23 protein-coding genes are annotated in these 25,736 nt (G+C 61.1%); 6 read left to right on the top strand and 17 right to left on the bottom strand.

Annotated elements, in window-relative coordinates:
- Positions 1-46: 46 nt before the first annotated feature.
- Positions 47-2,737, bottom strand: coding sequence for a TonB-dependent receptor (locus tag CSZ94_RS14155; protein ID WP_180977478.1), 2,691 nt, complete (start codon positions 2,735-2,737; stop codon positions 47-49).
- A gap of 460 nt (positions 2,738-3,197) precedes the next feature.
- Between CSZ94_RS14155 and CSZ94_RS14150 the strand changes: the two genes are divergently transcribed.
- Entirely contained in the window at positions 3,198-3,938 is a 741-nt protein-coding gene (locus tag CSZ94_RS14150; protein WP_046685321.1) for a GntR family transcriptional regulator, read from the top strand.
- Positions 3,939-4,129: 191 nt separating this feature from the next.
- On the opposite strand, the gene CSZ94_RS14145 is transcribed toward CSZ94_RS14150, so the two are convergent.
- From CSZ94_RS14145 to rpsP, 9 genes are all read right to left on the bottom strand, one after another.
- Positions 4,130-5,581 carry a carbon-nitrogen hydrolase family protein gene (locus tag CSZ94_RS14145; RefSeq protein ID WP_102122083.1) on the bottom strand — a complete coding sequence of 484 codons (1,452 nt, stop codon included), beginning with the start codon at positions 5,579-5,581 and terminating at the stop codon, positions 4,130-4,132.
- Between the two features lie 2 nt (positions 5,582-5,583).
- Positions 5,584-6,402 carry an AraC family transcriptional regulator gene (locus CSZ94_RS14140; protein WP_102122116.1) on the bottom strand — a complete coding sequence of 273 codons (819 nt, stop codon included), beginning with the start codon at positions 6,400-6,402 and terminating at the stop codon, positions 5,584-5,586.
- Positions 6,403-6,720: 318 nt separating this feature from the next.
- Positions 6,721-7,056, bottom strand: a complete 336-nt coding sequence (locus tag CSZ94_RS14135) for a DUF3579 domain-containing protein (protein WP_029496213.1) — start codon at positions 7,054-7,056, stop codon at positions 6,721-6,723.
- 225 nt (positions 7,057-7,281) lie between these two features.
- Positions 7,282-8,241: a CobD/CbiB family protein gene (locus CSZ94_RS14130; RefSeq protein WP_102122082.1), complete on the bottom strand. Its 960-nt coding sequence runs from the start codon at positions 8,239-8,241 to the stop codon at positions 7,282-7,284.
- 97 nt (positions 8,242-8,338) lie between these two features.
- Positions 8,339-8,998 carry a CoA pyrophosphatase gene (locus CSZ94_RS14125; RefSeq protein ID WP_102122115.1) on the bottom strand — a complete coding sequence of 220 codons (660 nt, stop codon included), beginning with the start codon at positions 8,996-8,998 and terminating at the stop codon, positions 8,339-8,341.
- Positions 8,999-9,078: 80 nt separating this feature from the next.
- Positions 9,079-9,462, bottom strand: coding sequence for a 50S ribosomal protein L19 (gene rplS / locus CSZ94_RS14120; RefSeq protein ID WP_010395528.1), 384 nt, complete (start codon positions 9,460-9,462; stop codon positions 9,079-9,081).
- A 130-nt stretch (positions 9,463-9,592) separates the two neighbouring features.
- Positions 9,593-10,339: a tRNA (guanosine(37)-N1)-methyltransferase TrmD gene (trmD, locus tag CSZ94_RS14115; protein ID WP_102122081.1), complete on the bottom strand. Its 747-nt coding sequence runs from the start codon at positions 10,337-10,339 to the stop codon at positions 9,593-9,595.
- A gap of 50 nt (positions 10,340-10,389) precedes the next feature.
- Positions 10,390-10,947, bottom strand: a complete 558-nt coding sequence (gene rimM, locus CSZ94_RS14110; RefSeq protein WP_102122080.1) for a ribosome maturation factor RimM — start codon at positions 10,945-10,947, stop codon at positions 10,390-10,392.
- 13 nt (positions 10,948-10,960) lie between these two features.
- Positions 10,961-11,212, bottom strand: a complete 252-nt coding sequence (gene rpsP, locus CSZ94_RS14105) for a 30S ribosomal protein S16 (RefSeq protein ID WP_010395524.1) — start codon at positions 11,210-11,212, stop codon at positions 10,961-10,963.
- 277 nt (positions 11,213-11,489) lie between these two features.
- Here rpsP and CSZ94_RS14100 point away from each other — a divergent pair, with 277 nt between their 5' ends.
- Together CSZ94_RS14100 and CSZ94_RS14095 are read left to right on the top strand one after the other, a co-directional pair.
- Positions 11,490-11,924 carry an NINE protein gene (locus tag CSZ94_RS14100; RefSeq protein WP_102122079.1) on the top strand — a complete coding sequence of 145 codons (435 nt, stop codon included), beginning with the start codon at positions 11,490-11,492 and terminating at the stop codon, positions 11,922-11,924.
- Positions 11,925-12,058: 134 nt separating this feature from the next.
- Entirely contained in the window at positions 12,059-12,685 is a 627-nt protein-coding gene (locus CSZ94_RS14095) for a glycine zipper 2TM domain-containing protein (protein WP_102122078.1), read from the top strand.
- 110 nt (positions 12,686-12,795) lie between these two features.
- On the opposite strand, the gene CSZ94_RS14090 is transcribed toward CSZ94_RS14095, so the two are convergent.
- The 6 genes from CSZ94_RS14090 to CSZ94_RS14065 all read right to left on the bottom strand — a co-directional run bounded on the left by CSZ94_RS14090 (position 12,796) and on the right by CSZ94_RS14065 (position 20,309).
- Positions 12,796-14,586: an acyl-CoA dehydrogenase gene (locus CSZ94_RS14090; RefSeq protein ID WP_102122077.1), complete on the bottom strand. Its 1,791-nt coding sequence runs from the start codon at positions 14,584-14,586 to the stop codon at positions 12,796-12,798.
- 91 nt (positions 14,587-14,677) lie between these two features.
- Complete coding sequence (locus tag CSZ94_RS14085; RefSeq protein WP_102122076.1) at positions 14,678-15,610, bottom strand: electron transfer flavoprotein subunit alpha/FixB family protein; 933 nt, start codon at positions 15,608-15,610, stop codon at positions 14,678-14,680.
- A gap of 42 nt (positions 15,611-15,652) precedes the next feature.
- Entirely contained in the window at positions 15,653-16,402 is a 750-nt protein-coding gene (locus tag CSZ94_RS14080; RefSeq protein WP_102122075.1) for an electron transfer flavoprotein subunit beta/FixA family protein, read from the bottom strand.
- A 268-nt stretch (positions 16,403-16,670) separates the two neighbouring features.
- Positions 16,671-16,898 carry a sulfurtransferase TusA family protein gene (locus CSZ94_RS14075; RefSeq protein WP_010395510.1) on the bottom strand — a complete coding sequence of 76 codons (228 nt, stop codon included), beginning with the start codon at positions 16,896-16,898 and terminating at the stop codon, positions 16,671-16,673.
- Positions 16,899-17,127: 229 nt separating this feature from the next.
- Positions 17,128-19,746, bottom strand: a complete 2,619-nt coding sequence (gene alaS / locus CSZ94_RS14070; RefSeq protein ID WP_102122074.1) for an alanine--tRNA ligase — start codon at positions 19,744-19,746, stop codon at positions 17,128-17,130.
- A 119-nt stretch (positions 19,747-19,865) separates the two neighbouring features.
- On the bottom strand, positions 19,866-20,309 hold the full coding sequence (locus CSZ94_RS14065) for a Fur family transcriptional regulator (RefSeq protein ID WP_102122073.1): 444 nt from the start codon (positions 20,307-20,309) through the stop codon (positions 19,866-19,868).
- Positions 20,310-20,469: 160 nt separating this feature from the next.
- On the opposite strand from CSZ94_RS14065, the gene CSZ94_RS14060 reads away from it, so the two are divergent.
- Positions 20,470-22,548, top strand: coding sequence for a TonB-dependent receptor domain-containing protein (locus CSZ94_RS14060; RefSeq protein ID WP_180977477.1), 2,079 nt, complete (start codon positions 20,470-20,472; stop codon positions 22,546-22,548).
- 3 nt (positions 22,549-22,551) lie between these two features.
- On the opposite strand, the gene ugpQ is transcribed toward CSZ94_RS14060, so the two are convergent.
- Positions 22,552-23,292 carry a glycerophosphodiester phosphodiesterase gene (ugpQ, locus tag CSZ94_RS14055; RefSeq protein WP_102122071.1) on the bottom strand — a complete coding sequence of 247 codons (741 nt, stop codon included), beginning with the start codon at positions 23,290-23,292 and terminating at the stop codon, positions 22,552-22,554.
- A gap of 199 nt (positions 23,293-23,491) precedes the next feature.
- Here ugpQ and CSZ94_RS14050 point away from each other — a divergent pair, with 199 nt between their 5' ends.
- Positions 23,492-24,607 carry a sensor histidine kinase gene (locus CSZ94_RS14050; protein WP_102122070.1) on the top strand — a complete coding sequence of 372 codons (1,116 nt, stop codon included), beginning with the start codon at positions 23,492-23,494 and terminating at the stop codon, positions 24,605-24,607.
- Positions 24,604-25,485, top strand: a complete 882-nt coding sequence (locus CSZ94_RS14045; RefSeq protein WP_180977476.1) for a LytR/AlgR family response regulator transcription factor — start codon at positions 24,604-24,606, stop codon at positions 25,483-25,485. The genes CSZ94_RS14050 and CSZ94_RS14045 overlap by 4 nt, the downstream gene beginning before the upstream one ends.
- The last annotated feature ends 251 nt before the right edge of the window (positions 25,486-25,736 follow it).

The following is a 25,736-nucleotide window of genomic DNA, read 5'->3' as shown; positions in this document are numbered from 1 at the left end:
TGCCATGCCGGGTGTCCGCCGGCAGGCATCCACTACATAAAACATCTTACATCTTGCCTTGCAGCGCCAGGTAGATCTGACGGCCGTTCTTGTACAGCGCGCCTGGCATATCGCCGGCACCCGGAGTATGGATGACGGAACGCACAGTCGGATTGTTCAAGTCCTTGCCATCGAGCGTGATTGCCAGGTTTTCGGTCAACTGATAGGCAATCGATGCCGACAGGCTACCGATCGACGACTGGAAGGCCGCACTGTTACGGCTGGTACCGTTCAGGTAACCCGAACGGAAGTTGTACGTCAAACGCGCGCTGAACTTGTCGTTTTCAAAGAAACCGCCAACGTTGTATGCATTTTTCGACGTACCGATCAGCGTGCAATCCGGGCTGACCAAGGCGCCGCAAGCCGAACCTGCTGCTTTGCCGGTTTCCTTGCCATCCGTATAGGTATAGTTGGCATTGACACCAAAGCCAGCTGGCAGCGCTTGCACGTAGGCCAGTTCCACACCTTTGACTTCAGCCGTCGTGTTGATCGGGGTGCCTATCACGTACTCGGTGTTTTTACCTTGCAACTGATTGAAGAACGTTGCTTTGCCACTACCATACGTCACATAACCATCCAGTGCCGAGTAGAAAGCACCAGCCGACAGCATCGACTTCGGAGCGAAATACCATTCCACGCCGATTTCAGCATTGTTGGCACGGATCGGACGCAGGTCAGGATTGCCGACGATGCCGAACAATTGCTGATCGCGCAAGTCCAGGCCAGCCATCATGCCCAGTTCAGGACGCGCCATCGTGCGGCTGATGCCGAAACGGCCAACGACATCTTTTGTCACATCCAGGCGGAAGTTAGCGCTAGGCAAGAAGTCGTTATACGTATTCGTATAGTTCTTGATGACATACTGTGCCGACGGATTCAATTCGTAGCGGTCGACATCTTCCTTGGTATGCACAAAACGTACGCCGATATTACCCGAGAAGCTGTCTGCACCGAAATTCAACATTGCATAGGCCGATTGGGTCGGCTCCTTGATGTTGAATTCATTCTGGCGCAGGTTGCCGGAATAGTTGGCATACTTGCTCAGCCAGCCATTCACGGCATCTTGCGAGAACGTCCAATAGCCCGCGCCATTCGTGCCCAGGTCGTTAAAACCACTTGGGAACGAGGTCAGGCCGCCGAATGGCAGGTTGGCTGGATTGCCCAGGGCGCCAGCAGCCGTGTTGCCTGCGACATTCGAATTGATGCCGATCGCATCCAGTTTGCGCTCGTGCTGTGCTACGCGCACGCCAAACTGCAGGGACGAAATGGCAGGCAAATCGAGTTTCAGCGTAGCATCGACCTGGCCATACGTTTCCTTGTCCACGGCCTTCACATGCGAGCCATAGGTGTACGGATCATCGATATTGCCGCCGATCGAAAACTTGTCAGCGCCAGGTATGTTATATCTGATCGGATTGTTTGCACCGTTCATGGCGTAGCCGCCGCCAGTCCAAGGCATCCAAACACCGAGCGCGCCACTCACGGTTTCGCCGACACCTTTGGTGGTGCCGAGCTTACCGGTCAACATCAGGCGGTCGTTGACGCGATATTTACCATCCAGATTAATGAAGTCAGACTTGCTCTTGGCGACAGGACGGCTAAAGATTTCCTGCACCGAACCGGACATCGTGGCGCAAGTCGGGCAATTGGCGGGAATCGTGGTATTGACGCTGGTCACGACGCCATTGCTGACGGTACCGCTGACATTCGCTCCAGGATAGCCAGGCGAAGCCCAGGTATTGCCGATTGCGCGACCCAGCGATTGCATGAAGTTGTGGTTGATGTTAGGCGCGTCGAGCTGCGAGTGGAACAGGGTCAGGTCCAGCATCAGGTCCTTCGATGGCTTGAGCTGGATATCGATCAGGCCGCCATCGCGGGTACGCTGCTGTTCAAACCAGGCGGTGCCACCCAAATAGTTGGTCATGGCGCCAGCTGCACCAGGAATGCCCTGGGCCATGGCCGAACCTGGCTCAACTTTGTCGTACCAGATCTGATTTTCCTGGCCGACGCGGCTCAGCGTACGTTTCTGATGGAAACCCTGCACCAATACACCTAGCGTACTGGCTTCATTCTTCCAGTTAATCATGCCGCTGAACTGGGGATCTTTCTTTCCCGAGTTGGACGAATAGACTGCGCCCAGGCTGACCTGACCCGTCAAGGATTTCTTGAAGTCGAGCGGCTTGCGGCTCTCGATATCGACAACGCCTTCGGCGCCGCCTTCCAGCAGGTTGGCTTGCGAACCTTTATGCACCGTCACGCGGCCGATCAGTTCCGAAGGGAATAGCGAGAAACTGACGCTGCGGCCGCCACCGATGATGTTGTCGGCAAACCAGTCGCCGCTGCCAACCGAATGGCCATTGAATGTGGTCAGGGTCAGGCCGAACGGTGTGCCGCGCAGGGCGACACGGTCGTTCTCGCCAAAACTGCCTTCGCCGCCGCCGGCAGCGGCCACGCTGACGCCTGGCAAGCGTTGCAGGGAATCAGCAACGTTCTTATCTGGCATCTTGCCCACGTCTTCCGCCGTGATCACTTCAACCAGGCTGTCGGAATTACGTTTTTGGTTCAAGGATTGTTCCAGTGATGCACGGATACCCGTCACGACGACGGTCTGACCGGCGTCAGCATCAGCCGTTGCTGCCGGCTTGGCTTCTTTGGCCACGGCTTCCTGCGCATACGCCGAGAAACTCGCGCCTGCCATCAACATAGCCACAGCAGCGGCGATAGGCGTCAAATTTCGTGCTGCAGAGCTAGCTGTCAAATTGCGTTTCATGTACTCCCCCTTGATTTAGGCTCCACGATTGGAACCTTTTCATTTTTAACGTAGGTCTTCTTTCCAGCCCGCCCACTCTCGCCGGCATGCTGCAGACCCTTCGGCACAACCACTTACAAAACCAATTCAACGCCAATATACTACTATCCAATACCAGAACACTACCAGTTGCAACTTATTTTTTATAACGTTGTTTGAATCACACAGACCACTTCAGCTGAATCAATCTGTAGCCCGTACGAGCGGGGTAAATACCAGCGAGGCCAGGCATAAATTGCCGGCCTGATAATTCAAATTGGTTTTATAACGGTCTTTTTTGGTATTATCCAGCGACACAAAACAGATACAGAGCGCGTCTGCAACGCGCCGTAACGGAGACCCTCAGCGTATGACAACCCTGGCTCACATCATGCAAGGCCTGGGGCAGACGAGTAGCCTGCCCCTGTACCAGCAACTGCAGCGCGCGCTGCGCGAAGCAATCGACAAGCGCATCCTCGGCCCCGACGAAGCCCTGCCGGCCGAGCGCCAGCTGGCCAGCGACCTGGCCGTCTCGCGCATTACCGTGCGCAAGGCCATCGATGGCCTCGTCAACGAGGGCTTGCTGGTGCGCCGGCCCGGCTCGGGCAATTTCATCAATACGCGCATCGAGAAGAATTTCGCCAAGCTGACCTCATTTTCCGAGGACATGCGGGCGCGCGGGCGCACGCCCCGCAGTGTCTGGCTCAAGCGCGCAGAGGGAACTGTCACGCCGGAAGAGGCCTTGCGCCTGCGGCTGTCGCCGGGCGCGCCCGTGTACCGCTTTCACCGCATCCGCTATGCGGACGAGGTGCCGATGTGCCTGGAGTACGCCACCATCGTCGCCAGTTGCCTGCCGGCGCTGGACGCTGTCGATATCTCCATGTATGACGCGCTGGAACAGGCGGGCAACCGGCCCGTGCGCGCCTTGCAGCGCCTCAGCGCGCTTTTACTGACGGGCGAGCAGGCCAGCCTGCTGCAGGCGGAGGAAGGCGACGCGGGCTTGTCGGTGGAAAGGCTGGGCTTTTTGCGCGATGGCCGCGCCGTGGAATTTTGCCGCTCCTACTTTCGCGGCGATATGTATGACTTCGTGGCCGAATTAAGTACCAATTAATACCAGGTGCGCGAATTTCTCAATACCAGATAACACCACTTATTGCAGTGCAATATATAGGTCGGCATCGCGCCGATATAGGCACGGCAATGGTGCAGTCATCGGCAGCGATTATGTGGCAGCCTCTCAAACAGTATAAAAAAGCGGCGCAATGCGGTTTTGCGCATTGCAGCAAAACGCAACACTTCCCATCAGGGAGCAGGCGCGGTGCGGCGTCCCAGGCACAGCACAATCACGCCCAGCGCCACGCACAGCCAGCCGAACAGCGGCCCCAGCCATCCTGCCCAGGTGGCGACGGATGCGCCTGCCGGCAGCGGCGCCAGCAGGGTGTTGCCCGGCATGGCACTGCTGGCCCGCTCCGCCAGCACCCGCCCATACGCGTCGCTGGCCGTCAGCACGCCCTCACGCGCCGCGCGCAGCACGGCATAACCGTTTTCCACGCCCCGCACCACCGTCATGCGCGCGCCCATCCAGGCGTCGAGCTGGAAATCCCAGGCCGGCACCAACATCGTTTGCGCCCCGGCCGCCCCATACGCCTGCCCCAGAGAGGCAAAATGCATGTCCTTGCAGATGGCCAACCCCATCGCCTGCCCCGACACCGGCTGCACGGCATAGGCGCTGCCAGCAAGAAAATCGCGCTCGGGCGGCGCCAAATGATGTTTCTGATAACTGACAGGCACGGCGCCATCGGGCGCGAACAACCAGGCCAGGTTGCGTCGGCCGGCAGCGTCTTGCACACCGATGCCCAGCGTAATCCACGCGCCCGTGCTGCGCGCCAGCGCCTGGAAACGCTGCCGCACGGCACCCGCCTGTGCCGGCGCCAGCACGGCTATCTTTTCCGGCAACAGCACCAGGCTGGCGCCCTGCCCGGCCAGTTGCTCGACGTGGCGCGCGTACTGGTTCCAGATGGCTTGCGCACGCGCCGGCGGCGTGGCCGGGCCGATAAAGTCATCGATGGCAACCAGCCCGGCCAGCGGCCCGTCTGGTGGAGGCGCTCCCTGCACCCGCCAGGCGCCACCGGCGAACGCGGCCGCCAGCAACAACGCGGTCGCGCCCGCCGCTGGCGCATACGCGCGCCCGCCGGCCAGCAGCAAGGCCAGTGCGGATGGCAACAGGCACAGCAAAAACAGCAAGCCAGGCACGCCCGCCAGCGCCGCCACTTGCAATATAGCAAGGTTATCGGCTTGCGAATACGCGAGGCTGCCCCAGTTACCGTCGGGCAGCAAGGCTGCCATCAGGGTATCGATGGCCACCCACAGCACGGGATAGACCAGTACCGTCCAGCCGGAGCGATAGCGCAGCACGAGGCGCCGCGTGGCCAGCACCACCAGCAACCACAGCAGTGCCTTGACGAGCATCACGGCCAGTACAGTCGGCAAGGGCATGAGCAGGCGAAAATAGGCAACGTTGGATGACAGGCCCAACATGGCGGCAAGGAACGTCATCCAGGCGGCATCGCGGCGCGACGCGCGCAGGGCCAGCCATAGCACAGGCAGCGGCGCGCACCAGGCGAGCCAGCCCAGCGGCTGCGGCCCCAGCATCCAGTACAGGGGCAGGCCTGCCGCCAGCGCGGCGGCGGTTTGCAGCAGGCGCTGGCGCAGCGCGGCGCCGCCGGCAGCCGGCGTAGTCAGGGTTGGGAACATGCTCAGGCTTTCAAGGGGAGCCAGATTTCCACGCCGCCGATGCCGCTGGCGGGATCGAAATGCTGGTCGTAGCGTTCAAAATCAGGCGCGTCCGCCACCTCCAGCCCGGACTGCGGCAGCCACGCGTTCCACAGCGTGTGCCAGGTGGCGCGGATGGTGGAAATATGGCCCCGGTGACGAAACACGGCATAGCGCTGCGGCGCGATGCGCAGCCGCGTCCAGCCGTCGGGGGCCTGGGAAAAATCGCTTACGGGCATGCCGCACAGGTAATCGAAATTGCCCGCCTCGTCATTGTTGCAGCACACGCCATACACCAGTTGGCCGGGCGCCACATGGGGCAGGAAGCGCTGCCAGAGGGCGGGAATACCGGCAGACGTTTCCGCGCGATACCGTTCGACCAGGCCCGCCAGCAGCAAGGCGGGCCCCTGCTCGAAACGCGGTGCTTGCAGGGCCACGCCGGGCGCCACATCCATTTTGATGGCACCCACCAGTGCGAGGTTGTCGACGTGGCGCTGGGCCCGCACTCTTTCCGGCGTGATCTGGAATTGGTCGCGGAACGCCCGTGTAAATGCTTCGTGGGAACTGTAGCCAGCCTGCAGCGCAACACTGAGAATGTCTTGCGCGCCCTGCGCCAGCAAGAGGGCGGCCTCGCTGAGCCGGCGCGCCCGCACATAGCGCATCACGGAGTGGCCCGTGGCCAGGCCAAACGCGCGCGTCAGGTGGCAGGGCGAGGCGCCGCCCACGTGGGCGATATCGCCGAGCGAGAGATTGTCGGCAAAATGCGATTCGATATACCAGAGTGCCTTGGCCAGATAATGCATGAACGCTTCCCCTTGAACGAGCAGCGACTGTAGCATTTTCAGCAAGCCGTGACTTGACCGGAATTGCGCAATACCGGGCGAGCGGAACACCTGACAAAGCCGTAGCGAGCGGCAGTGATTTGTGGCGGAGAAGCGCAACGGTACTCTGTATGGGGGCGCCGAGCCGGTGAGCATCGCCGGCCGCAAAGCGCGACGCGATGAATGGTGTGCAGGGTACAGATGTCGCCGATACGCATGTCGCCACTGCGTTTGAGGCAGAGTGTCCACGCTACGCCGCCCGGCCGTGGCGGGCTTTGCGCCAGATCAAATGAACGGGTCTTACTTTTCTTCGGGGGGCGGCAGGAAGCAGGCTTCGACGATCTGCAGGTCGTTATCCTTGGCGAACTCGCGCACGAAGTGAAACGCCATGGGCTCGATCTCGCGCAGCTTGGTGTTGACCACCACCGACTTGACGCCATTGACGACGGTCGGGCGCACGTAGGGCGAATACTGGAGGTGCGCATTGCGCCCGCCACCTTCGGGATTGAAACAGGACATCACTCCGCAAAGGCGCTCGGCCCAATCGCTGGGTCGGAATTGCTTGCCATTGCTGGTGAGACCAAGGATGAAGAACTCGTCTGAGAGTTCCCCTGTTTTTTGAGATAACTCGGCCATGTGGCTTGTCGGGACTGGATTGCGTGAATGGCCCCGGCGGGTAAGCCGGGCTGGTAATTCAACTACGTTTGCTGCGGTAAGTCAGTATTATATCTTATAGAAGACTTGGGTTCTACCTCGATCTGCCCCAACCCTGCAAACAGGGGCCGGCACGCGTAACGCGCCAGCCCCCATTTTAACCTTGTTCCACGCGCAAGGCGCATGGACAGCGCGTGTGCGCCCGCGTCAGCCGAGGAAAACGGCGCCCGACATCAACAGCAGCAGCAGCATCCACAGCAGCAAGGCGCGCCATACCAGGCCCACTGTGCTCTGCAAGGCGCGCGCGCCCGGCTCTTCGCCGGGCAAGATATCGTTTTCGCTGTCGCTGTCATCGACGGCCAGATCCGGCGTCGTCAGCACGCGCGCCGCCGTTTCCGCAGGCGTGCCAAGGCGTACGCCCATGGCGCCGCCACCAGCCGTCAGGATGATGCCGATGGCCTCGTCCTGCCAGCGCTGGGCGAAATTACGCCAGGCGTAAATGGCATCCTCGAAATTGCCGACCACGGCAAACGCCACGGCCGTCAGGCGCACGGGGATCCAGTCGATCCAGTAAAAGGCGCGCGCGGCAAACTGGCCGAAAGCTTCATTACGCATGTGTTCGGGTTCGTTCCAGGCGCGTGCCAGGTATTCGGCCACGCGATACATCACGGCGCAGGCAGGGCCCAGCGGCATGAGGAACCAGAAGAAGACGCCAAACACATTGCGATGCGTGGTGATCAGGGCTTTTTCCACGGCGATGCGGGCGATTTCGCTCGCTTCCATGCCCACCGTGTCGAGTTTGGTCCAGTCTGCCAGCAAGGTGCGCGCGGTCGCTTCGTCACCGGCGCTCAGGGCCAGCTGGATCGAAGTGAAGTAATGGCTGTAATGGCGAAAACCCAGGGTCAGGTAGACGATGAGCACGTTCCAGGCAAAGGCCAGCAGGGTCAGCTGATAATGCTGCAAGAGCCAGTACACGCTTGCCGTCGGCAGCATCAGCACGCCGATCATGAGGAACCAGCCCATGCGGCCATGGTTGGCGTGGCCGGCATTGAACCAGGTCTCCATGCGCATTGCCAGGCTCTTGATTTCGGCGTAGATCGGATTGTCCGCGCGCAAAGGTTTGAGCTGCTCGATCAGCAATGCGCAAAGTATGGAGAGAAATGTCATCAAACGTCCTTTTTGTCTTTTTCAGCAATACCGCAATGCCCGCTACGATAGCGCAGTGCAGTGCTGGAATCAAACTTATTACGTGCGGGGCGCCATTTTACGCGCGCAAGAGGTGAAACAGATTACGCAGCATGCCGGCGGTGGCGCCCCAAATGTAGAAGCGCTCGTACGGCATGGCGTAGAACGAGCGCCGTCCACCGGGCAATTCTACCGACAGGCGCTGATGGTTGAGGCCATCCATCAGGAAGGCCAGCGGCACCTCAAAGATTTCCGCCACTTCGGACGGGTCGGCACGCAGTTCGAACGGCGGCGTCACCAGGCCCACCACGGGCGTGACCTGGTAGCCGGTGCCCGTCAGGTAGTCGGGCAGGCAACCCAGCACTTCGATATGCTCGCGCGCCAGGCCCACCTCTTCTTGCGTTTCGCGCAAGGCCGTGGCGATGGGCGACGCATCGAAGGCTTCGCTGCGACCGCCGGGAAAGCTGACCTGACCCGCATGGCTGCTCAGGTGGTTGGTGCGCATGGTCAGCAAGATGGTCAAGCCTTGCGGGCGTTGCACCAGGGGAATGAGCACGGCGGCGCGCACGGGCACGGCACGGACGGAAAGGAAATCCTGGGTAATCTCTGGCTGCCAGTCAGGCTGTTCGGCCAGGCGCTGACGCAGCCAGTCGGGCGTCAGGCGCACGGCGTCCAGCGCCGCCTCGCCGGCGATACTATCGATGGCGAGTTGTTGTGGATCAAATGCGATGGTGGCCATGGCAGCTTGTCCCATTAGTAATTCAGAATAAAAAAAGGGGCACCAATACGGCACCCCTTTTCCCAACGCAGACGCTGATATTACGCGCTTGCTTTCGCCACAACGCGGCGATTTGGCAATTTTTCTTTGATACGCGCCGATTTACCCGAACGCTCACGCAGATAGTACAGCTTGGCGCGGCGAACATCACCACGGCGTTTCACTTCGATCGAAGCGATCAGCGGCGAGTACAGTTGGAACGTACGCTCGACGCCTTCGCCGGACGAGATCTTGCGAACGATGAAGTTCGAGTTCAGGCCACGGTTACGACGGGAGATAACGACGCCTTCGTAAGCCTGGGCGCGCTTGCGCGTGCCTTCGACTACGTTGACGCTGACGATAACGGTATCGCCTGGTGCGAATTCAGGAATGGTTTTACCCAGACGAGCAATTTCTTCCTGCTCTAATTGTTGAATCAAGTCCATTTTATAACTCCGAAAACCATCATGCCGGCGCACTGTGGATAGCAAGTATCCGCCCGGTAGAGGATGGGTAACACAATTTGGGCAACATGCCCGGCACTACTGGCCACCCTGCCGGTCGTCCGCAGACGGCTTACAGGCTGGCCAAGAATTTTTCGTCGGTCTTGCTGAGCAAGCCGGCTGCGCGTGCACTGACCAGCAGGTCAGGCCGCTTTGTCGCGGTCGCTTCCAGCATGCGCTGGCGGCGCCACTTGACGATCTCGGCATGATTACCACCCATCAAGACGGGCGGCACGGCCATGCCTTCATATGTTTCCGGCCGCGTGTAGTGCGGCGAATCGAGCAAGCCATTGACGAAGCTATCCTCGATGGCCGATGCCTCGGTGTTCAAGACACCCGGCAACAGGCGGATCACCGCATCCATCAGCGCCATGGCAGGCAATTCACCGCCCGACAGGACAAAGTCACCGACACTAATTTCTTCGTCGACGCAACGCTCCAGCAAACGCTGGTCCACGGCTTCGTAGCGACCACACAGGATCACCAAACCAGGCTCGGCTTTCAGCTGCGTGACGCGCTCGTGCGTCAGCGGACGGCCTTGCGGCGACATGAACACCACGCGCGGCGCCGCCAGTCCCAATGCGGTCTGGCGTTGCTTCGCGGCATTCATTGCCGCTTCGAGGGGACGCGCCATCATCACCATGCCGGGGCCGCCGCCATACGGGCGGTCATCCACGGTACGGTGATTGTCGGTCGTGAAATCACGGGGATTCCACAGCGACAAGCCACATTTACCCTGCTCGAAGGCGCGCCGGGTCACACCCGACTGCGTCAGCGCGGCAAACATTTCCGGGAACAGGGTCACGACATCAAATTGCATCGTTCACCATCCTGCAAAGTTTGCCCGGCGCAATATAAAGCGCAGGCGGTTTAATAATCGAGGCCCCAGTCGACCGTGATCTTGCTGGCAGCCTTGTCAACATTGATGACAAACTGAGCAACAAACGGGATCAGGCGCTCAGGCGCCTTTTCAACGGTCTCATCGGCAGTGGCGACGGGCGTAACGCGCAAGATCGACTGCGGACCATTGCTCATCATGTCGTGCACTGTGCCGAGGCACTCGCCTTGCAAATTCTCAACTGTCAGTCCGATCAGATCGGACCAATAAAATTCATCGGCCGTCAGCGTCGGGAAATGGCTACGCGGAATTTGCACAGAGACGCCTTTCAGCGCTTCTGCGGCATCCCGCCCGACCACACCCACCAGCTGGGCCACGACGTCGCCGCCGTGTAACTTCGCTTGCCTGACTTGAACATCATGCAAGGTCGGTTTATCAAACCACCAGGTATTGACGCTTAATAATGCATCCGCGTCGTCGGAGAAAGGAGTGATCCTGACCCCGCCAGCAATGCCATAAGCACCGGAGACATAGCCTACCTGTACCAGGTCATCGGGGACTTTCACCCCGGATGCAGTCTTGACCGTCAAACCAGTGATCTAATTAAGCTGCTGCTTTGTTGTTGCTGGCTACCAGGCGAGCAACGGTTGGCGACAATTGTGCGCCAACGCCTTGCCAGTAGGCCAGACGGTCTGCGGTGATACGCAGTGGAACTTCGCCACCTTGCGCCATCGGGTTGTAAAAACCGATACGCTCAATGAAGCGACCGTCGCGGCGATTGCGCGAATCAGTAGCGACGATGTTGAAGAACGGGCGCTTCTTGGCGCCTCCACGAGCTAAACGAATAACGACCATAATATTTCCAAAAAGTGTGCTGAGGCGGAAAAAGCCGCAAATTATAGCGCGCTTTACCGCCAGGCAGCAAGCGTTATGATGACGGGCGTGTAATTTGGGCTAATCAAACATTATGACCAGTCGTGGACGAAGACGCAATAGGCGTCTGCGCCTATCGTGCCGGCCATGGCATTAAATCACGCCAAATCATTGCATAAACGCCACAGGAAAGTGCTATCGTTGTGCGAGACGATGGCCGATACTGGCAATCTTTACCGATGAGCAACTCTGGAGTCCCATGACCACCGCCACCATTTTGCAACAGTCGCACAAGAACAAGGCATTCACCACCTTGCTGGCCTTCCTGCTGGGCATGCTGGGCGCGCACCGCTTCTACCTGCATGGCGCCAAAGACCGCTGGGGCTGGCTGCATCTGGCCGCCCTGCCCGCCACCTTGCTGCTGCGCCAATTGTTTCCCGAGGCCGACTGGTTTTACCAGATACTGCCGCTGACCCTGTCCGCCCTGGGCGGCTTCCTGGAAGCGTTGGTCCTCGGCTTGATGCCGGATGACAAGTGGGATGCCCGCTACAACGTCGCCTCCGGCCGCCTGTCGGACACGGGCTGGCCCCTGGCCGTGGTGCTGGTCGCTACCTTGATGCTAGGCGCCGGCGTGCTGATCGCCACCATGGCGCGCCTGTTCGATTTGCTGTACACAGGCGGCGCCTACGGTTAATTTCCCCATGGGAACAGCATCACTCCGCCCCCTTGCACGCACATGTAAGTGTTGGTAAGCAATCATGATTTTCCTCTATACTGCAGTCACAATACCGGCATTACTGGCACATTCAACACCCCTAGGAGAAGATCATGATTCGTCGCCCACTCATCCTCGCAGTCGCCATCACGGCCCTGTTCAGCACATCCGCCTTCGCGCAAAACCTGTCGCCGAAGGCGCAATACGCCTACGACACGAAGCAAGCCAGCACGCGCTATGCGGACGACAAGAAACTGTGCGCAGAAGAAACCACCTCGAAAACCCGCATGCAATGCCTGCGCGACGCCAAGGGCGAATACAACCAAGCCATCATCAACGCCAAGGCCGCGCAAAAGGCAGGCAATTCCTACGCCAGCCAGCCAGCCAAGCAGCCACAGCATCAGATCTGCGCCGATTGCGGCAAGGTGCTGGCAGTCAACGTCGCTGAAAAAGCGGGCGAAGGCGGCGCGCTGGGCCTGATCGGCGGCGGCGTGGCAGGCGCCCTGCTGGGCCGCCAGGTCGGCGGCGGACGCGGCAAGGACCTGGCCACCCTGGCCGGCGCCGCTGGCGGCGCTTACGCAGGCAAGCAAGTCGAAGGTCACATGAAGAATGCCAAGACGTGGACCGTCACCGTGCAATATGAAACGGGCGCCAAGGCCGACTTCGCGTTTGACCAGGACCCTGGCCTGGCGGCTGGCGACTTGGTACGCAATTCCGGCAACGGCATCGCCCGCCGATAAGAATGCCTGAACGCTTTCCCAAGCATTCTTGCTAGAAATAAAAAAGCGCTGGAAATCACTCTCCAGCGCTTTTTTTGCATTTTGCCGGTTTTCACCGGCAAGGAGGCAACTTAAAACTGCTCTTCCGACAAAGCCATCACGCCCGCGCTGCCGTCGATGATGGTGGCGCGCAAGCCCGGCGCTTGCGACAGGATGTGGTCGGCAAAGAAGCGCGCCGTGGCGATTTTTGCCTTGTAGAAAGAGGCGTCGCCGCTGCCCTCACCCAGCTTTTGCTGCGCCACCACGGCCGCGCGCGCCATTTGCCAGCCGCCCAGCACGATGCCGGCCAGTGTCAGATACGGCACGCTGCCCGCAAACACGGCCTTGATATCCGTCTTCATGTTCGCCACCACGTATTCCACCACCGCTTCGAGCGCGGCGCTGCCTTCGGCCAGGTGGCGCTGCATGGCCTGGAAGTCGGCGCCGGAGAGCTCGCCCAACTGGGCTTCCGTGGCGCGCACCTGGGCGATGATGGCCTTGGCAACGGCGCCGCCGTCGCGCACCGTCTTGCGCCCCACCAGGTCATTCGCCTGGATGGCGGTCGTGCCTTCGTAGATGGTGAGAATCTTGGCGTCGCGGTAATGCTGAGCCGCGCCTGTTTCCTCAATGAAACCCATGCCACCATGCACTTGCACGCCGTCGCGCGTGACATCCTGCGACATTTCCGTGGACCAACCCTTGATCACCGGCACCAGGTATTCATAGGTGGCCAGGCTTTCCGCACGCACGGCAGCGTCCGGATGGTGGTGCGCCACGTCGCTGATGGCCGCGCCCACGTAGGCCAGCGCGCGCGCCGCCTCCGTTTGCGAGCGCATCGACATCAGCATGCGGCGTACGTCCGGGTGGTGGATGATGGAAACGGGGCCAGGCGAACCCGCCAGGTCGCGCGATTGCACGCGGTCCTTGGCGAACGCCACGGCCTGCTGGTAAGCGCGCTCGGCCAGGCCGATACCTTGCAAGCCCACGCCGAAACGGGCTGCGTTCATCATGATGAACATGTATTCGAGGCCGCAGTTTTCCTCGCCCACCAGGGTGCCGATGGCGCCGCCATGATCGCCGAATTGCAATACCGCCGTCGGGCTGGCCTTGATGCCCAGCTTGTGCTCGATGGAGACGCAATGGGCATCGTTGCGCTCGCCCAGGCTGCCGTCCGCATTGACGAGGAATTTCGGCACGATGAACAGCGAGATGCCTTTCACGCCAGCGGGCGCGTCCGGCGTGCGGGCCAGCACCAGGTGGACGATGTTTTCCGCCATGTCGTGCTCGCCGTAGGTGATGAAAATTTTCGTGCCGAAGACTTTATACGTGCCGTCGCCCTGCGGCACGGCGCGCGTGCGCACGGCGGCCAGATCGGACCCCGCTTGCGGCTCCGTCAGATTCATGGTGCCCGTCCACTTGCCCGACACCAGGTTTTCCAGGTAGACCGCCTTCTGTTCATCGCTGCCGGCCGTCAACAGCGCTTCGATGGCGCCGTCCGACAGCAGGGCCACGAGGGCAAACGAGATGCTGGCCGAATTCAGCATTTCGATGCACGGCGTGGCCAGCAGCTTGGGCAAGCCCTGGCCGCCGAACTCGGTCGGATGCTGTACGCCCTGCCAGCCCGCTTCACCGTAGGCCTTGAAGGCTTCCTTGAAGCCTTTCGAGGTGGTGACCTGGCCGTCGTGCCAGAAGCTCGGTTCCTTGTCGCTGGGCCAGTTCAGGGGGGCCACCACGGCACTGCAGAATTTGGCGTTCTCTTCCAGCACGGCCTCGGCCGTGTCGGGCGTGGCGTCTTCGCAGCCAGGTAAAGTATGGATTTCGGCCAGGCCGGCCAGTTCTTTCATCACGAACAACATGTCTTTCAGCGGGGCTTGATAGCTCATCGTCTCTCTCCAAGAAAAAAGCCACGCGCGGCTCGCCGTGTGGGGCGGGCCGGCGTGGCTTTGTCAGTAACAAAACCGGGACGGGTTGAAATTAACCCAGTTCCTTGACCAGTTGCGGCACGATTTCGAACAGATCGCCCACGATGCCGTAGTCGGCCACGGCAAAGATCGGCGCTTCCGGATCCTTGTTGATGGCAACGATGGTTTTCGAGTCTTTCATGCCGGCCAGATGCTGGATCGCGCCCGAGATACCGACGGCGATGTACAGCGCTGGCGCGACGATCTTGCCCGTCTGGCCCACTTGCCAGTCGTTCGGCACGAAGCCGGCGTCGACGGCGGCGCGCGAGGCACCCATGGCGGCGCCCAGCTTGTCGGCCAGCGGTTCCAGGATGTGGAAGTTCTCGGCCGAACCCATGCCACGGCCGCCCGACACGATGATTTTCGCGGCGGTCAGTTCAGGACGGTCGGACTTGGCCAGTTCGCGGCCCACGAAGGCCGATTTGCCCGCGTCGGCAACGGCGGCGACGGTTTCGGTGGCAGCCGAACCGCCGGTGGCGGCAGCCGCATCGAAACCGGTGGTGCGCACGGTGATGACCTTGACCTTGTCGCCAGATTGCACGGTGGCAATGGCGTTACCGGCGTAGATCGGGCGCTCGAAGGTGTCAGGCGAGTCGACCTTGGTGATTTCCGAGATTTGCGCCACGTCCAGCTTGGCAGCCACGCGCGGCAGGATGTTCTTGCCGTAGGCGGTAGCGGGAGCCAGGATGTGGCTGTAGTTGCCGGCGATGGCCAGCACTTGCTCGGCCACGTTTTCGGCCAGGCCGTCGGCGAAGTATGGCGCGTCGGCCACGATGACTTTCGTCACGCCGGCGATTTGCGCGGCGGCAGCGACAGCGGCCGAGGCGTTCGAGCCAGCGACGAGCACGTGCACGTCGCCGCCGCACTGGGCAGCCGCGGTCACGGTGTGGTGAGTGCTACCCTTTAAGGTAGCGTTGTCGTGTTCAGCAATAACTAATGCGACCATGATGTGTCCTGTAATTGTTCTGGATAAACGGCGGGGCCGCGCTTAGATGACTTTGGCTTCGGTACGCAGCTTGGCGACCAGCGTGGCCACGTCCGGCACCTTGATGCCGGCCGAGCGCTTGGCTGGCTCGACGACTTTCAAGGTCTTCAGGCGTGGCGCAACGTCGACACCCAGGTCTTCCGGCTTGACGGTCTCGAGTGGCTTTTTCTTCGCCTTCATGATGTTCGGCAAGGTCACGTAGCGTGGCTCGTTCAAACGCAAATCGGTGGTGATGATCGCTGGCAAAGTCAATGCCAGCGTTTCCAGGCCGCCGTCGACTTCGCGCGTGACGGTGACTTTGCCGTCTTCCAGCACGACTTTCGAGGCGAACGTGGCTTGCGGCCAACCCAGCAGGGCTGCCAGCATCTGGCCGGTCTGGTTGCTGTCGTCATCGATGGCTTGCTTGCCCAGGATGATCAGTTGCGGCTGCTCTTTCTCGGCCAGGGCTTGCACCAGCTTGGCCACGGCCAGCGGTTCCAGTTCAGTCGTCGTTTCCACCAGGATGCCGCGGTCGGCGCCGATGGCCATGGCGGTGCGCAAGGTTTCCTGGCACTGCGTCACGCCACAGGAGATGGCGACCACTTCAGTGACCTTGCCAGCTTCTTTCAGGCGCATCGCTTCTTCCAGCGCGATCTCATCGAAAGGGTTCATCGACATTTTGACGTTGGCGGTATCGACGCCAGTGCCGTCACTCTTGACGCGGACCTTGACGTTATAGTCGACCACGCGTTTGACGGGTACCAAGACTTTCATAGCTATGCCTTTGGGAAATTATAAAAATGACGGATCAAGTGCTGATTGTGTGTTCGATTATAAGAGAAATTTGAATCCCGAACCGAATTTAAGCACGATCGTGCGATTTTTTGTTAGAGCAATCCATCTAAACTGTCCAGTTTTGGGGATTTCAAGGGAGTCTGCCGCTACGCTGCAGGGCAGCAAAAGGGCATGAAAGTGACGCAAAAATAATGCAGCACGGCAAGGTATCAAGCAGGCCGCGCCACGGCGGCCCCGGCTGGCAGAATTATTTGCGCTGCATCAGGAAGACGAATTCGGTGCCCGTCTGCACATGCGACAGCAGGGCATTGCCCGTTTGCTTGGCGAAAGCCTGGAAGTCGCGCACGGAACCGGGATCGGTTGCCATGATGCGCAGCACTTCCCCGCTCTGCAGCTCTGACAAAGCCTTTTTCGCCTTCAGAATCGGCAAGGGGCAATTCAAGCCCCGCGCGTCGAGTTCTTTGTGAAATTCCATAATCTCGGTATCAAGTAGTGTGTCGCTCATCATCAATATCCCACCATTGTTTTGTTGCACTGATTTTCGACATACTACTCTAAATCAGGGGCATTGACGCGCTGCACCAAAATAGTTCATCGGCTGTTGTGGGGTCACAACGAGATTCCACACGGCAAAACGGCCCGCAAACAGTGTCTGCGGGCCGCCTCAAGGGGCTGTGGGGCGAAAACCCCGCATGCCCTCTGGCTTACGCCTGTGTAGCGCGTTCGCCGACCCAGGCCGGCACGCCGGCCAGGGCGTTCGCCAGGCCGCTGGCATCGGTGCCGCCCGCCTGCGCCATATCGGGGCGTCCGCCGCCTTTTCCGCCCACTTGCTGTGCAACGAAGTTCACCAGCTCGCCCGCCTTGACCTTGGAAGTCGCGTCCGCCGTCACGCCGGCGATCAGGCTGACCTTGCCGTCAGTCACGCTGGCCAGCACGATGGCAGCCGTCTTCAGCTTGTCCTTCAGCTTGTCCATGGTTTCGCGCAAACGGGCCACGTCGGCGCCTTCCAGCACGGCGGCTAGCACCTTGATGCCGTTCACATCGACGGCTTGCGTGAGCAGCTCATCGCCCTGGCCGGACGCCAGCTTCGATTTCAGCGCGGCCAGTTCCTTCTCCAGCGCCTTCACATGGTCTTGCACCTGGACGATGCGGGCCGTCAATTCTTCCGGCTGCGCCTTCAGGGTATTGGCCGCGTCGACCAGGCGGCGGTTGATGGTTTGCACCAGCGCCAGCGCGCCCTCGCCCGTCACGGCCTCGACGCGGCGGATGCCGGCGGCAACACCGCTTTCGGCGATGATCTTGAACAGGCCGATGTCGCCAGTACGCTGCACGTGGACGCCGCCGCACAGCTCTTTCGAGCTGCCGATGTCGAGCACGCGCACTTCGTCGCCGTATTTCTCGCCGAACAGGGCCATCGCGCCATGCTTGACGGCATCGTCAAACGACATCAGATGAGACTGCGTGGCGCGGTTTTCCAGGATCTCTTTATTGACGATGGTTTCCACGGCGGCGATCTGTTCTGCCGTCATCGGTGCATGATGGCTGAAGTCGAAACGGGTTTTATCGGGGTCGACCAGCGAACCCTTTTGCGCCACGTGGCTGCCCAGCACTTCGCGCAAGGCCTTGTGCATCAAGTGCGTGGCCGAGTGGTTGCGTATCGTGCGCGCGCGCTTGGCCGTCTCGACCTCGGCCGAGACGGCGTCGCCCACCTTCAACACGCCCGATGCGAGCACGCCGTGGTGGCCAAACACGTCGGCCTGGATTTTCAAGGTGTCGCTGACGGCAAACGTCGCCGCGCCCGAGGCGATCACGCCCTGGTCGCCCACCTGGCCGCCCGATTCCGCGTAGAACGGCGTGGTGTCGAGCACGACGATGCCATCCTGGCCCGCTTTCAGCTCTTGCACGGGCGTGCCGGCTGCGTACAGCGCCACGATCTTGCTGCTGAACGTCAATTGATCGTAGCCGACGAATTTGTTTTTCTCGCCCGTGTACTCGACCTTGCTGTCCTTGTGCGTCTTGCCGCCCTTGCGCGACAGTTCCTGGCTTTCCTTCAGCGCCGCGTCGTAAGCCACCTGGTCGAAACTGATATTGCGTTCGCGACAGATATCGGCCGTCAAGTCTGGCGGGAAGCCGTAGGTTTCGTACAGGGTGAAGGCGGTGGCGCCATCGATGCCCGTGGCATCCTTGGCCAGCTGCGCTTCCAGCACTTTCATGCCCGTTTCCAGAGTTTCGCCGAAACGCTCTTCCTCGGCTTTCAGCATGTTGGCGACGTTTGCTTTCGCTTCTTCCAGCTCCGGATAGGCGCCGCCCATCTCGATGGCCAGGTCAGCCACCAGCTTGTAGAAGAACGGTTTCGTCTGGCCCAGCTTGTGGCCATGGCGCAGGGCGCGGCGTATGATGCGGCGTAACACATACGCGCGGCCTTCGCTGCCCGGAATGATGCCATCGACAATCATGAAGGCGGCGGCGCGGATGTGGTCGGCAATCACGCGCAGCGACTTGTTTTCCAGGTCGGTGGCGCCCGTTTCGCGCGCGGCAGCCTTGATCAAATGCTGGAACAGGTCGATTTCATAGTTCGAATGCACGTGCTGCAGCACGGCGGCCAGGCGCTCCATGCCCATGCCCGTGTCGACGCAAGGCTTGGGCAGCTTGTGCATGACGCCCGCTTCATCGCGGTTGAACTGCATGAACACCAGGTTCCAGATTTCAATGAAGCGGTCGCCATCTTCGTCAGGCGAACCCGGCGGGCCGCCAGGAATGTCGGCGCCGTGGTCGTAAAAGATTTCCGTGCATGGACCGCATGGGCCCGTGTCCGCCATCTGCCAGAAATTGTCGGACGCATAGCGCGCGCCCTTGTTGTCGCCGATGCGGATGATGCGCTCGACAGGCACGCCGATTTCTTTGGCCCAGATGTCATACGCTTCGTCATCTTCGATGTACACGGTGACGGTCAACTTGTCGGCCGGCAAGCCATATACCTTGGTCAGCAATTCCCACGCATATTGAATCGCGTCGCGCTTGAAATAGTCGCCGAAGCTGAAGTTGCCCAGCATTTCAAAGAAAGTATGGTGGCGCGCCGTGTAGCCGACGTTTTCCAGGTCGTTGTGCTTGCCGCCGGCGCGCACGCAGCGCTGCACCGAGGTGGCCCGCGTGTAGGGACGGCTGTCCGTGCCCGTAAATACATCCTTGAATTGCACCATGCCGCTGTTCGTCAACAGCAAGGTCGGATCGTTGCCTGGCACCAGGGAGCTGGAACGGACGATGGAATGGCCCTTGGACTCGAAAAATTTGAGGAACTTGTCGCGGATTTCAGATGATTTCATGTTTTTTTGGCAAAGAGTGGCGGCAGCTTTAAAGGGAAGATTATACGTGATATGGGGTGTGGCAATTGCGCCAGGCACGGGCATTGTTGCGTCCGTGCCAACACGGACGGCCGGACCGCTCAGGCCGGGTCGTGGCCGCTGGCGCAGGCGTGCACAGCGGTGGCAACTGCCCCAGTGGCGCCGGCTACCGCATTGCAGTCGGCGCAGCGGCCGTACAGGGTCAGCTCGTGGCGCTCGACAACAAAGCCTTGCGGCGCCATGCGCTTCAAGTCGCCCGGGCAATCATGCACGTCAAACACGCGCTGGCACGTGGTGCACTGGAAATGATGGTGGTGGTGATTGGCGGCCGTGTTCGACTCATAGCGCGGGTTTTCGCCCGGCAAGGTCACCACGTGCACCTTTTCTTCCAGCACCAAGGACTTCAAGTTGCGGTAAACGGTGGCAATGCCCAGCTGCGTCACCTGCAAACTGGCCTGTACGAGGATTTCCTGCGCCGACAGCGGGCGCTGGGCCGACTCGATGGCGGCTTGAATAGCGGTTTTTTGACGTGTTGTGCGTTCCATAGCCGACAGAATACACCATCCGCCTTCTTCCACCGCCCGGAAAAACTGTCACACAGTAATGATAATGGGTTATCATTATCATCTTCTGGCAGTCACCCCATCCGGCAACAGCCTGCCCAAACCCCGCCAACACCGATAGCCGATAAAGGAATTCTTGCCCATGTCCGTCCGTCCTCAACAACCAACTCCCCTCGCACTGGCCATCATGCTGGCCTTTGCCACCCCGGCCAGCGCACTGGCGCAGCAGACGGCTAACTTGCCGGCCGTGACCGTCTCGGCCAGCGCCCTGGCGCTGGGCAGCGACGACATGAGCACGCCCGTCACCGTGCTGGAAGGCGAGGCACTGGTGCTGGCAAGGGCTGCGACCCTGGGTGAAACCCTGGCCGGCCAGCCCGGCATCACATCCAGCCATTTCGGCGCCGGCGCCAGCCGTCCCATCATCCGCGGCATGGATGGCCCGCGTGTCAAAGTGCTGTCCGATGGCGCCGAAGTGCAGGATGCCTCGACCATCAGCCCCGACCATGCCGTGGCGGCCGAACCGATGCTGTCGGAACAGATTGAAGTCTTGCGCGGCCCGTCCGCGCTGGCCTACGGCGGCGGCGCCGTCGGCGGCGTCGTCAATGTGATCGACAAGAAAATCCCCACGCGCGTGCCGGCGAAAGGCCTTGAAGGCAGCGCGGAAGTGCGCGCCAATTCAAACGCGCGCGAAAAGGCGGGCGCCTTTGAAGTCACTGGCGGCTCCGGCAACATCGCCTTCCACGCGGAAGGCGTCAAGCGCGACGCAAAAGAATACAAGGTCGGCAGCGGCTGGGAAGGCGGTGCCAAAGTGGCCGGCAGCTACAACAAGACGGACACGGGCAGCGTGGGCGTGTCGTGGGTGGGTCAACGCGGCTTCCTGGGCCTGGCCTTCACCAGCCAGCATGCGCAATACGGCTTGCCTGGCCACAACCACGAATTCGAAAGCTGCCACCCGCACGGCACGCACCTGCATTGCGGCGGCCACGAAGGCCACGACCATGGTGCGGGGGAAGACGATCATGGCGAAGAGCATGACCACGAAGACGGTGCCGTTCCCTACGTGAAACTGAAGAGCGAGCGCTGGGATGTGCGCGGCGAATTGCGCGATCCCGTGCCCGGCTTCGCCAAGTTGCGCCTGCGCGCCGCGTTCACCGATTACAAGCACAATGAAATCGAAGGCTCGGAAATCGCCACCACGTTCAAGAACAAGGGCCACGATGCGCGCCTGGAAATGGAACACCATCCCGTCTACGGCTGGCGCGGCGTGGTCGGCCTGCAAACGTCGAAGCGCGATTTCTCGGCCCTGGGCGAGGAAGCCTACGTGGCGCCCACGGTAACGAAGAAACACGCGGCTTTCCTGGTCGAGGAATACAAGCTCGACCAATGGCGCTTCGAGGCGGGCTTGCGCCACGAATGGCAAGACATCACCGTCGACAGCGCCACCTTGCAAGACCGCAGCGCCAAGGGCACGTCCGTGTCGCTGGGCGCCGTGTGGAAATTCGCGCCCCAGTATTCGCTGGGCTCGACCATCTCCCGCACGCACCGTTTGCCCAGCGCCGAGGAACTGTATGCGCACGGCGTGCACATGGCCACGGCCACATATGAACTGGGCAATCAAAACCTGGGCAAGGAAACGTCAAACAATATCGACTTGACCTTGCGCAAATATGCGGGCGCCACGACGTTCTCGGCCAGCGCCTACCGCAACAAGGTGGACAACTACATCTTCGGCAGCACGCTGGACAGCCACGAAGGCTTCCAGCTGATCCAGTACGCCCAGCGCGACGCCACGTTTACGGGCGTGGAAGGGCAAGTGCGCCAGCAACTGAACCCCATGTTCGGCGCCAGCGTATTCGGCGACTATGTGCGGGCCAAGCTGGCCGACGGCGGCGCAGGTAACAATAACAATCTGCCCCGCATCCCCGCCCAGCGCGTCGGCGTGAAGGTTGACGCCAACTGGCAGGCGTGGAGCGGCGTGGCCGAGTTCTACCGCGTGGGCAAGCAAGACAAGGTCGCCGCGTTTGAAACGACAACCCCGGGCTACCATATGCTGAACCTCTCCGCCAACTACGACACGCGCATCGGCACGACGCCAGCCCAGTTCTACCTCAAGGCGAACAATCTGACGAATGCACTGGCGTACAGCCACACTTCATTCATCAAGAATGCGGCGCCGTTGATGGGGCGCAACTTGACTGTGGGAATGCGCGTCACGTTTTAATCTTCAGGACGGCGTGATCAGGTCGATCCGATCCGTGCAAAAGCCGTCCACGCCCCAGGCCAGCAACTCGCTGGCCCGTTCGGGCGTGTTGACGGTGTAGCAAAACAATCCCAATCCCTCTTCTTTGATGGCCAGCGCCAGCGCGTGCGTCAGCTGCTGGTGGTCGCAATGGAGCGCCAGCACGCCCAGTTCCTTCGCCTTTTGCGCCCAATCGGATGGTATGGCTTCGACCAGCCAACCGCGCGCCAGTGCCGGCGCCGCCTGACGCGCCGCTTCCAATGCAACAATGCTGAACGACGATAGCAGCGGCAATAATTCTCCTGCAGCAATTTCCTCTGAAAAGTGCGCGCGCGTGGCGCTCGCCACCGCCTCGCCCGTGGCCAGCTCAAAGCCGGGCGCCGGCTTGATTTCAATATTCATCCAGATGCGCTGCGCCTTGCAATACGCCACCACGGCGTCAAACGTGGGCACGCCTTCGCCCGCGAAAGTGGGGCCGAACCAGGCGCCCGCCTCCATGGCCCCCAACTGCGCGGCCGTGTAGTCATGGATGGCGCCGCTGCCGGCCACCGTGCGCCCCAGCTCGGGGTCGTGCACGACGACGAGTACGCCGTCGGCCGCCAGCATGACGTCGAATTCCACGGCGCGGTAGCCGTACGCCAGGCCGCAGCGCAGGGCGGCCAAGGTATTTTCAGGCGCCAGGGTGCCGCCGCCGCGGTGCGCCAGGGTGCGTGGATAGGGCCACATGGGGATTTCCTTTGTTGCAAATCTAGCGTTTCAAGACTGTTTTGCCATACTATCCCGCGCCCGTCCTGAAAAGTAAAGCGGCCCCGTTTCGCGACGCGCCGCTGCGAATGGCGGCGCGACTACCCCGTTTCGTCGCAGTCCTGTTGCGCCCTGGCCTGCGCTGGCACACAATGCCCCATCGCTACCAGCAGACACTGACATGAAATCCGACGCTCCCTCCGCCAACGCCCCCGCCAAGCGCCGCTCGCCCTACTACCGCATGCTGCACGACGCGCGCTATGCGCTGGCGTTGAACGTGATCTGCGCACTGGTCATCACCTTCATCCTCAATCCGGGCAGCCATTTCGGACAAAACCTGGTCGCCTCGATGTGCATCGGCACGATCGCCTTCCTGCTGATCGACGGCATGCGCCTGACCCTGTGGGGCGAAGGCCACCGCCCGAAATTCCTGCCCTTCATGCTCATCATCCTGATTTCCGTGCCTGCGGCGCAAATGCTGGGCCTGGGCCTGTTCAGCTGGCTGACGGGCGTGGAGGTGGGCGGCATCGAGAACATGCTGCCTACGCAAATGATGGGCACGCTCGTGTTCACCCTGCTGGCCACTGGCGGCGCCGTGCTGTTTTTCTCCAGCCGAGAAAAAATTGCTCGCCTGCAAATGGAAGCAGCCCAGGAAAAGGCCCGCGCCGAATCCGTAGCGCGCCAGGCCATGCAAGCGCAACTGCAACTGCTGCAGGCGCAGATCGAACCGCACATGCTGTTCAATACCCTGGCCAACCTGCAGGGCCTGATCAGCTTCGACCCCGACCGTGCCCAGTTGCTGCTCGATCAATTGATCCAGTATTTGCGCGCCACCCTTTCCTCCTCGCGCGCCGGGTCCACCACCCTGGGACAGGAGTTCTCCCTGATGCAAGCCTACCTGGGCCTGATGTCCATCCGCATGGGCGCGCGCCTGCGCTTTACACTGGACTTGCCCGAGGCCTTGCGCCAAATCAAGGTGCCGCCCATGCTGCTGCAACCGCTGGTGGAAAACGCCATCCAGCACGGCCTGGAACCGAAGATCGAAGGCGGCCATATCCATGTGCAGGCCTGCATGGACGGCGGCATGCTGCTGCTCACCGTCAGCGACGATGGCCTGGGCCTCGCGCATCCGGGCCAGAGCAAGGGCACGCACCTGGGCGTGGCGAATATCCGCGAACGCCTGCACGGCATGCATGGCGATTGCGCCAGCCTGTCGCTGGCCGCCAACCATCCGGCAGGCGTGATCGCCCGCCTGACACTCCCCCTTCCACCCACCATCACGAGCCCCCTCGCATGAGCCAACACACCCTGCGCGCGCCACGCGCCCTGATCGCCGAAGATGAACCCATCCTTGCCGCCGCCCTCGCACACGCCTTGCAGCGGCTATGGCCGGAACTCGACATCGTCGCCACCTGCCCGAACGGCGTGCAAGCCTTGCAACAAGGCCTGGCGCTGCAGCCCGACATACTATTTCTCGACATCAAGATGCCAGGCAAGACGGGCCTGGAAGCGGCCGAGGAGATGGCAGAACAGTGGCCCGACGGCGTGCCTTTCCCCTACATCGTGTTTGTCACGGCCTATGACGAATACGCGCTGGCCGCCTTCGAACATGCGGCCGCCGACTACGTTTTAAAACCCGTCAACGATGCGCGCCTGGGGAAGACGGTGGAACGCCTGCAGCAGCGCTTGCGCGACAACGCCGGCGGCAGCGGTACAAGCGCTACAGTAACGGCAGCACCAGCGGCAAGCACCACGCTGGCCCCCATGGCGGCGACGCAAACAGCGTCCGCCAGCGACGACAACCTGGCCCGCCTGCTGAGCCAACTGCAAGCCATGCTGCCACCCGCGCCGCGCCTGCAAATGATACGGGCGGCAGTCGGCAACAGCGTGCGCATGATCGCGCTGGCCGACGTCGTGTATTTCGAAGCGCTGGACAAATACATCAACGTCGTCTGCCAGGACAGCGAAGCGCTGATACGCACGAGCCTGAAGGAGTTGCTGCCCCAGTTGGACCCGCAACAATTCTGGCAAATCCACCGGGGCACCATCGTCAATGCCAGCGCCATCGCCACGGCCGTGCGCGACGACGCGGGCAAGCTGTCGCTGACCCTGCGCCAGCATCCGGCGCAACTGCGCGTCAGTCCCTTATATGCCCATCTGTTCCGCCAGATGTAAAACGGTTAACAGGGTGTTGAAAAAGGACCCCAGTCCTTCGGATTTTGTCGCCAGACATGCGAATTTTTCGGGCTGGAAGCCGCATTTTTCCTAAAAAGCAGTTTTCAGCCACTTTTCAGGCCGTTTTTTGACATTTTTTAGCGCTTTCCGTACTCTATGGACGGAGTTATCCAACCACCGCCGATAAACGCCAGCCAAAGATCGTCGCCATGCGCGTCAGGTTGTAAGCGGCGAAAGTGAACGTGGTTTGT

This window comes from Janthinobacterium sp. ROICE36, from assembly GCF_002869965.1.
Classification (GTDB): Bacteria; Pseudomonadota; Gammaproteobacteria; order Burkholderiales; family Burkholderiaceae_D; genus Janthinobacterium.
Note: the sequence above shows the minus strand (reverse complement) of the source record. Positions and strands in the feature narration are given on the sequence as shown.

Coding starts and splice junctions, on each gene's coding strand:
- CSZ94_RS14155 (WP_180977478.1), bottom strand. CDS start 2,737: ATGGCAGGCGCGAGTTTCTCGGCGTATGCGCAGGAAGCCGTGGCCAAA.
- CSZ94_RS14150 (WP_046685321.1), top strand. CDS start 3,198: ATGACAACCCTGGCTCACATCATGCAAGGCCTGGGGCAGACGAGTAGC.
- CSZ94_RS14145 (WP_102122083.1), bottom strand. CDS start 5,581: ATGTTCCCAACCCTGACTACGCCGGCTGCCGGCGGCGCCGCGCTGCGC.
- CSZ94_RS14140 (WP_102122116.1), bottom strand. CDS start 6,402: ATGCATTATCTGGCCAAGGCACTCTGGTATATCGAATCGCATTTTGCC.
- CSZ94_RS14135 (WP_029496213.1), bottom strand. CDS start 7,056: ATGGCCGAGTTATCTCAAAAAACAGGGGAACTCTCAGACGAGTTCTTC.
- CSZ94_RS14130 (WP_102122082.1), bottom strand. CDS start 8,241: ATGACATTTCTCTCCATACTTTGCGCATTGCTGATCGAGCAGCTCAAA.
- CSZ94_RS14125 (WP_102122115.1), bottom strand. CDS start 8,998: ATGGCCACCATCGCATTTGATCCACAACAACTCGCCATCGATAGTATC.
- rplS (WP_010395528.1), bottom strand. CDS start 9,462: ATGGACTTGATTCAACAATTAGAGCAGGAAGAAATTGCTCGTCTGGGT.
- trmD (WP_102122081.1), bottom strand. CDS start 10,339: ATGCAATTTGATGTCGTGACCCTGTTCCCGGAAATGTTTGCCGCGCTG.
- rpsP (WP_010395524.1), bottom strand. CDS start 11,212: ATGGTCGTTATTCGTTTAGCTCGTGGAGGCGCCAAGAAGCGCCCGTTC.
- CSZ94_RS14100 (WP_102122079.1), top strand. CDS start 11,490: ATGACCACCGCCACCATTTTGCAACAGTCGCACAAGAACAAGGCATTC.
- CSZ94_RS14095 (WP_102122078.1), top strand. CDS start 12,059: ATGATTCGTCGCCCACTCATCCTCGCAGTCGCCATCACGGCCCTGTTC.
- CSZ94_RS14090 (WP_102122077.1), bottom strand. CDS start 14,586: ATGAGCTATCAAGCCCCGCTGAAAGACATGTTGTTCGTGATGAAAGAA.
- CSZ94_RS14085 (WP_102122076.1), bottom strand. CDS start 15,610: ATGGTCGCATTAGTTATTGCTGAACACGACAACGCTACCTTAAAGGGT.
- CSZ94_RS14080 (WP_102122075.1), bottom strand. CDS start 16,402: ATGAAAGTCTTGGTACCCGTCAAACGCGTGGTCGACTATAACGTCAAG.
- CSZ94_RS14075 (WP_010395510.1), bottom strand. CDS start 16,898: ATGGAATTTCACAAAGAACTCGACGCGCGGGGCTTGAATTGCCCCTTG.
- alaS (WP_102122074.1), bottom strand. CDS start 19,746: ATGAAATCATCTGAAATCCGCGACAAGTTCCTCAAATTTTTCGAGTCC.
- CSZ94_RS14065 (WP_102122073.1), bottom strand. CDS start 20,309: ATGGAACGCACAACACGTCAAAAAACCGCTATTCAAGCCGCCATCGAG.
- CSZ94_RS14060 (WP_180977477.1), top strand. CDS start 20,470: ATGTCCGTCCGTCCTCAACAACCAACTCCCCTCGCACTGGCCATCATG.
- ugpQ (WP_102122071.1), bottom strand. CDS start 23,292: ATGTGGCCCTATCCACGCACCCTGGCGCACCGCGGCGGCGGCACCCTG.
- CSZ94_RS14050 (WP_102122070.1), top strand. CDS start 23,492: ATGAAATCCGACGCTCCCTCCGCCAACGCCCCCGCCAAGCGCCGCTCG.
- CSZ94_RS14045 (WP_180977476.1), top strand. CDS start 24,604: ATGAGCCAACACACCCTGCGCGCGCCACGCGCCCTGATCGCCGAAGAT.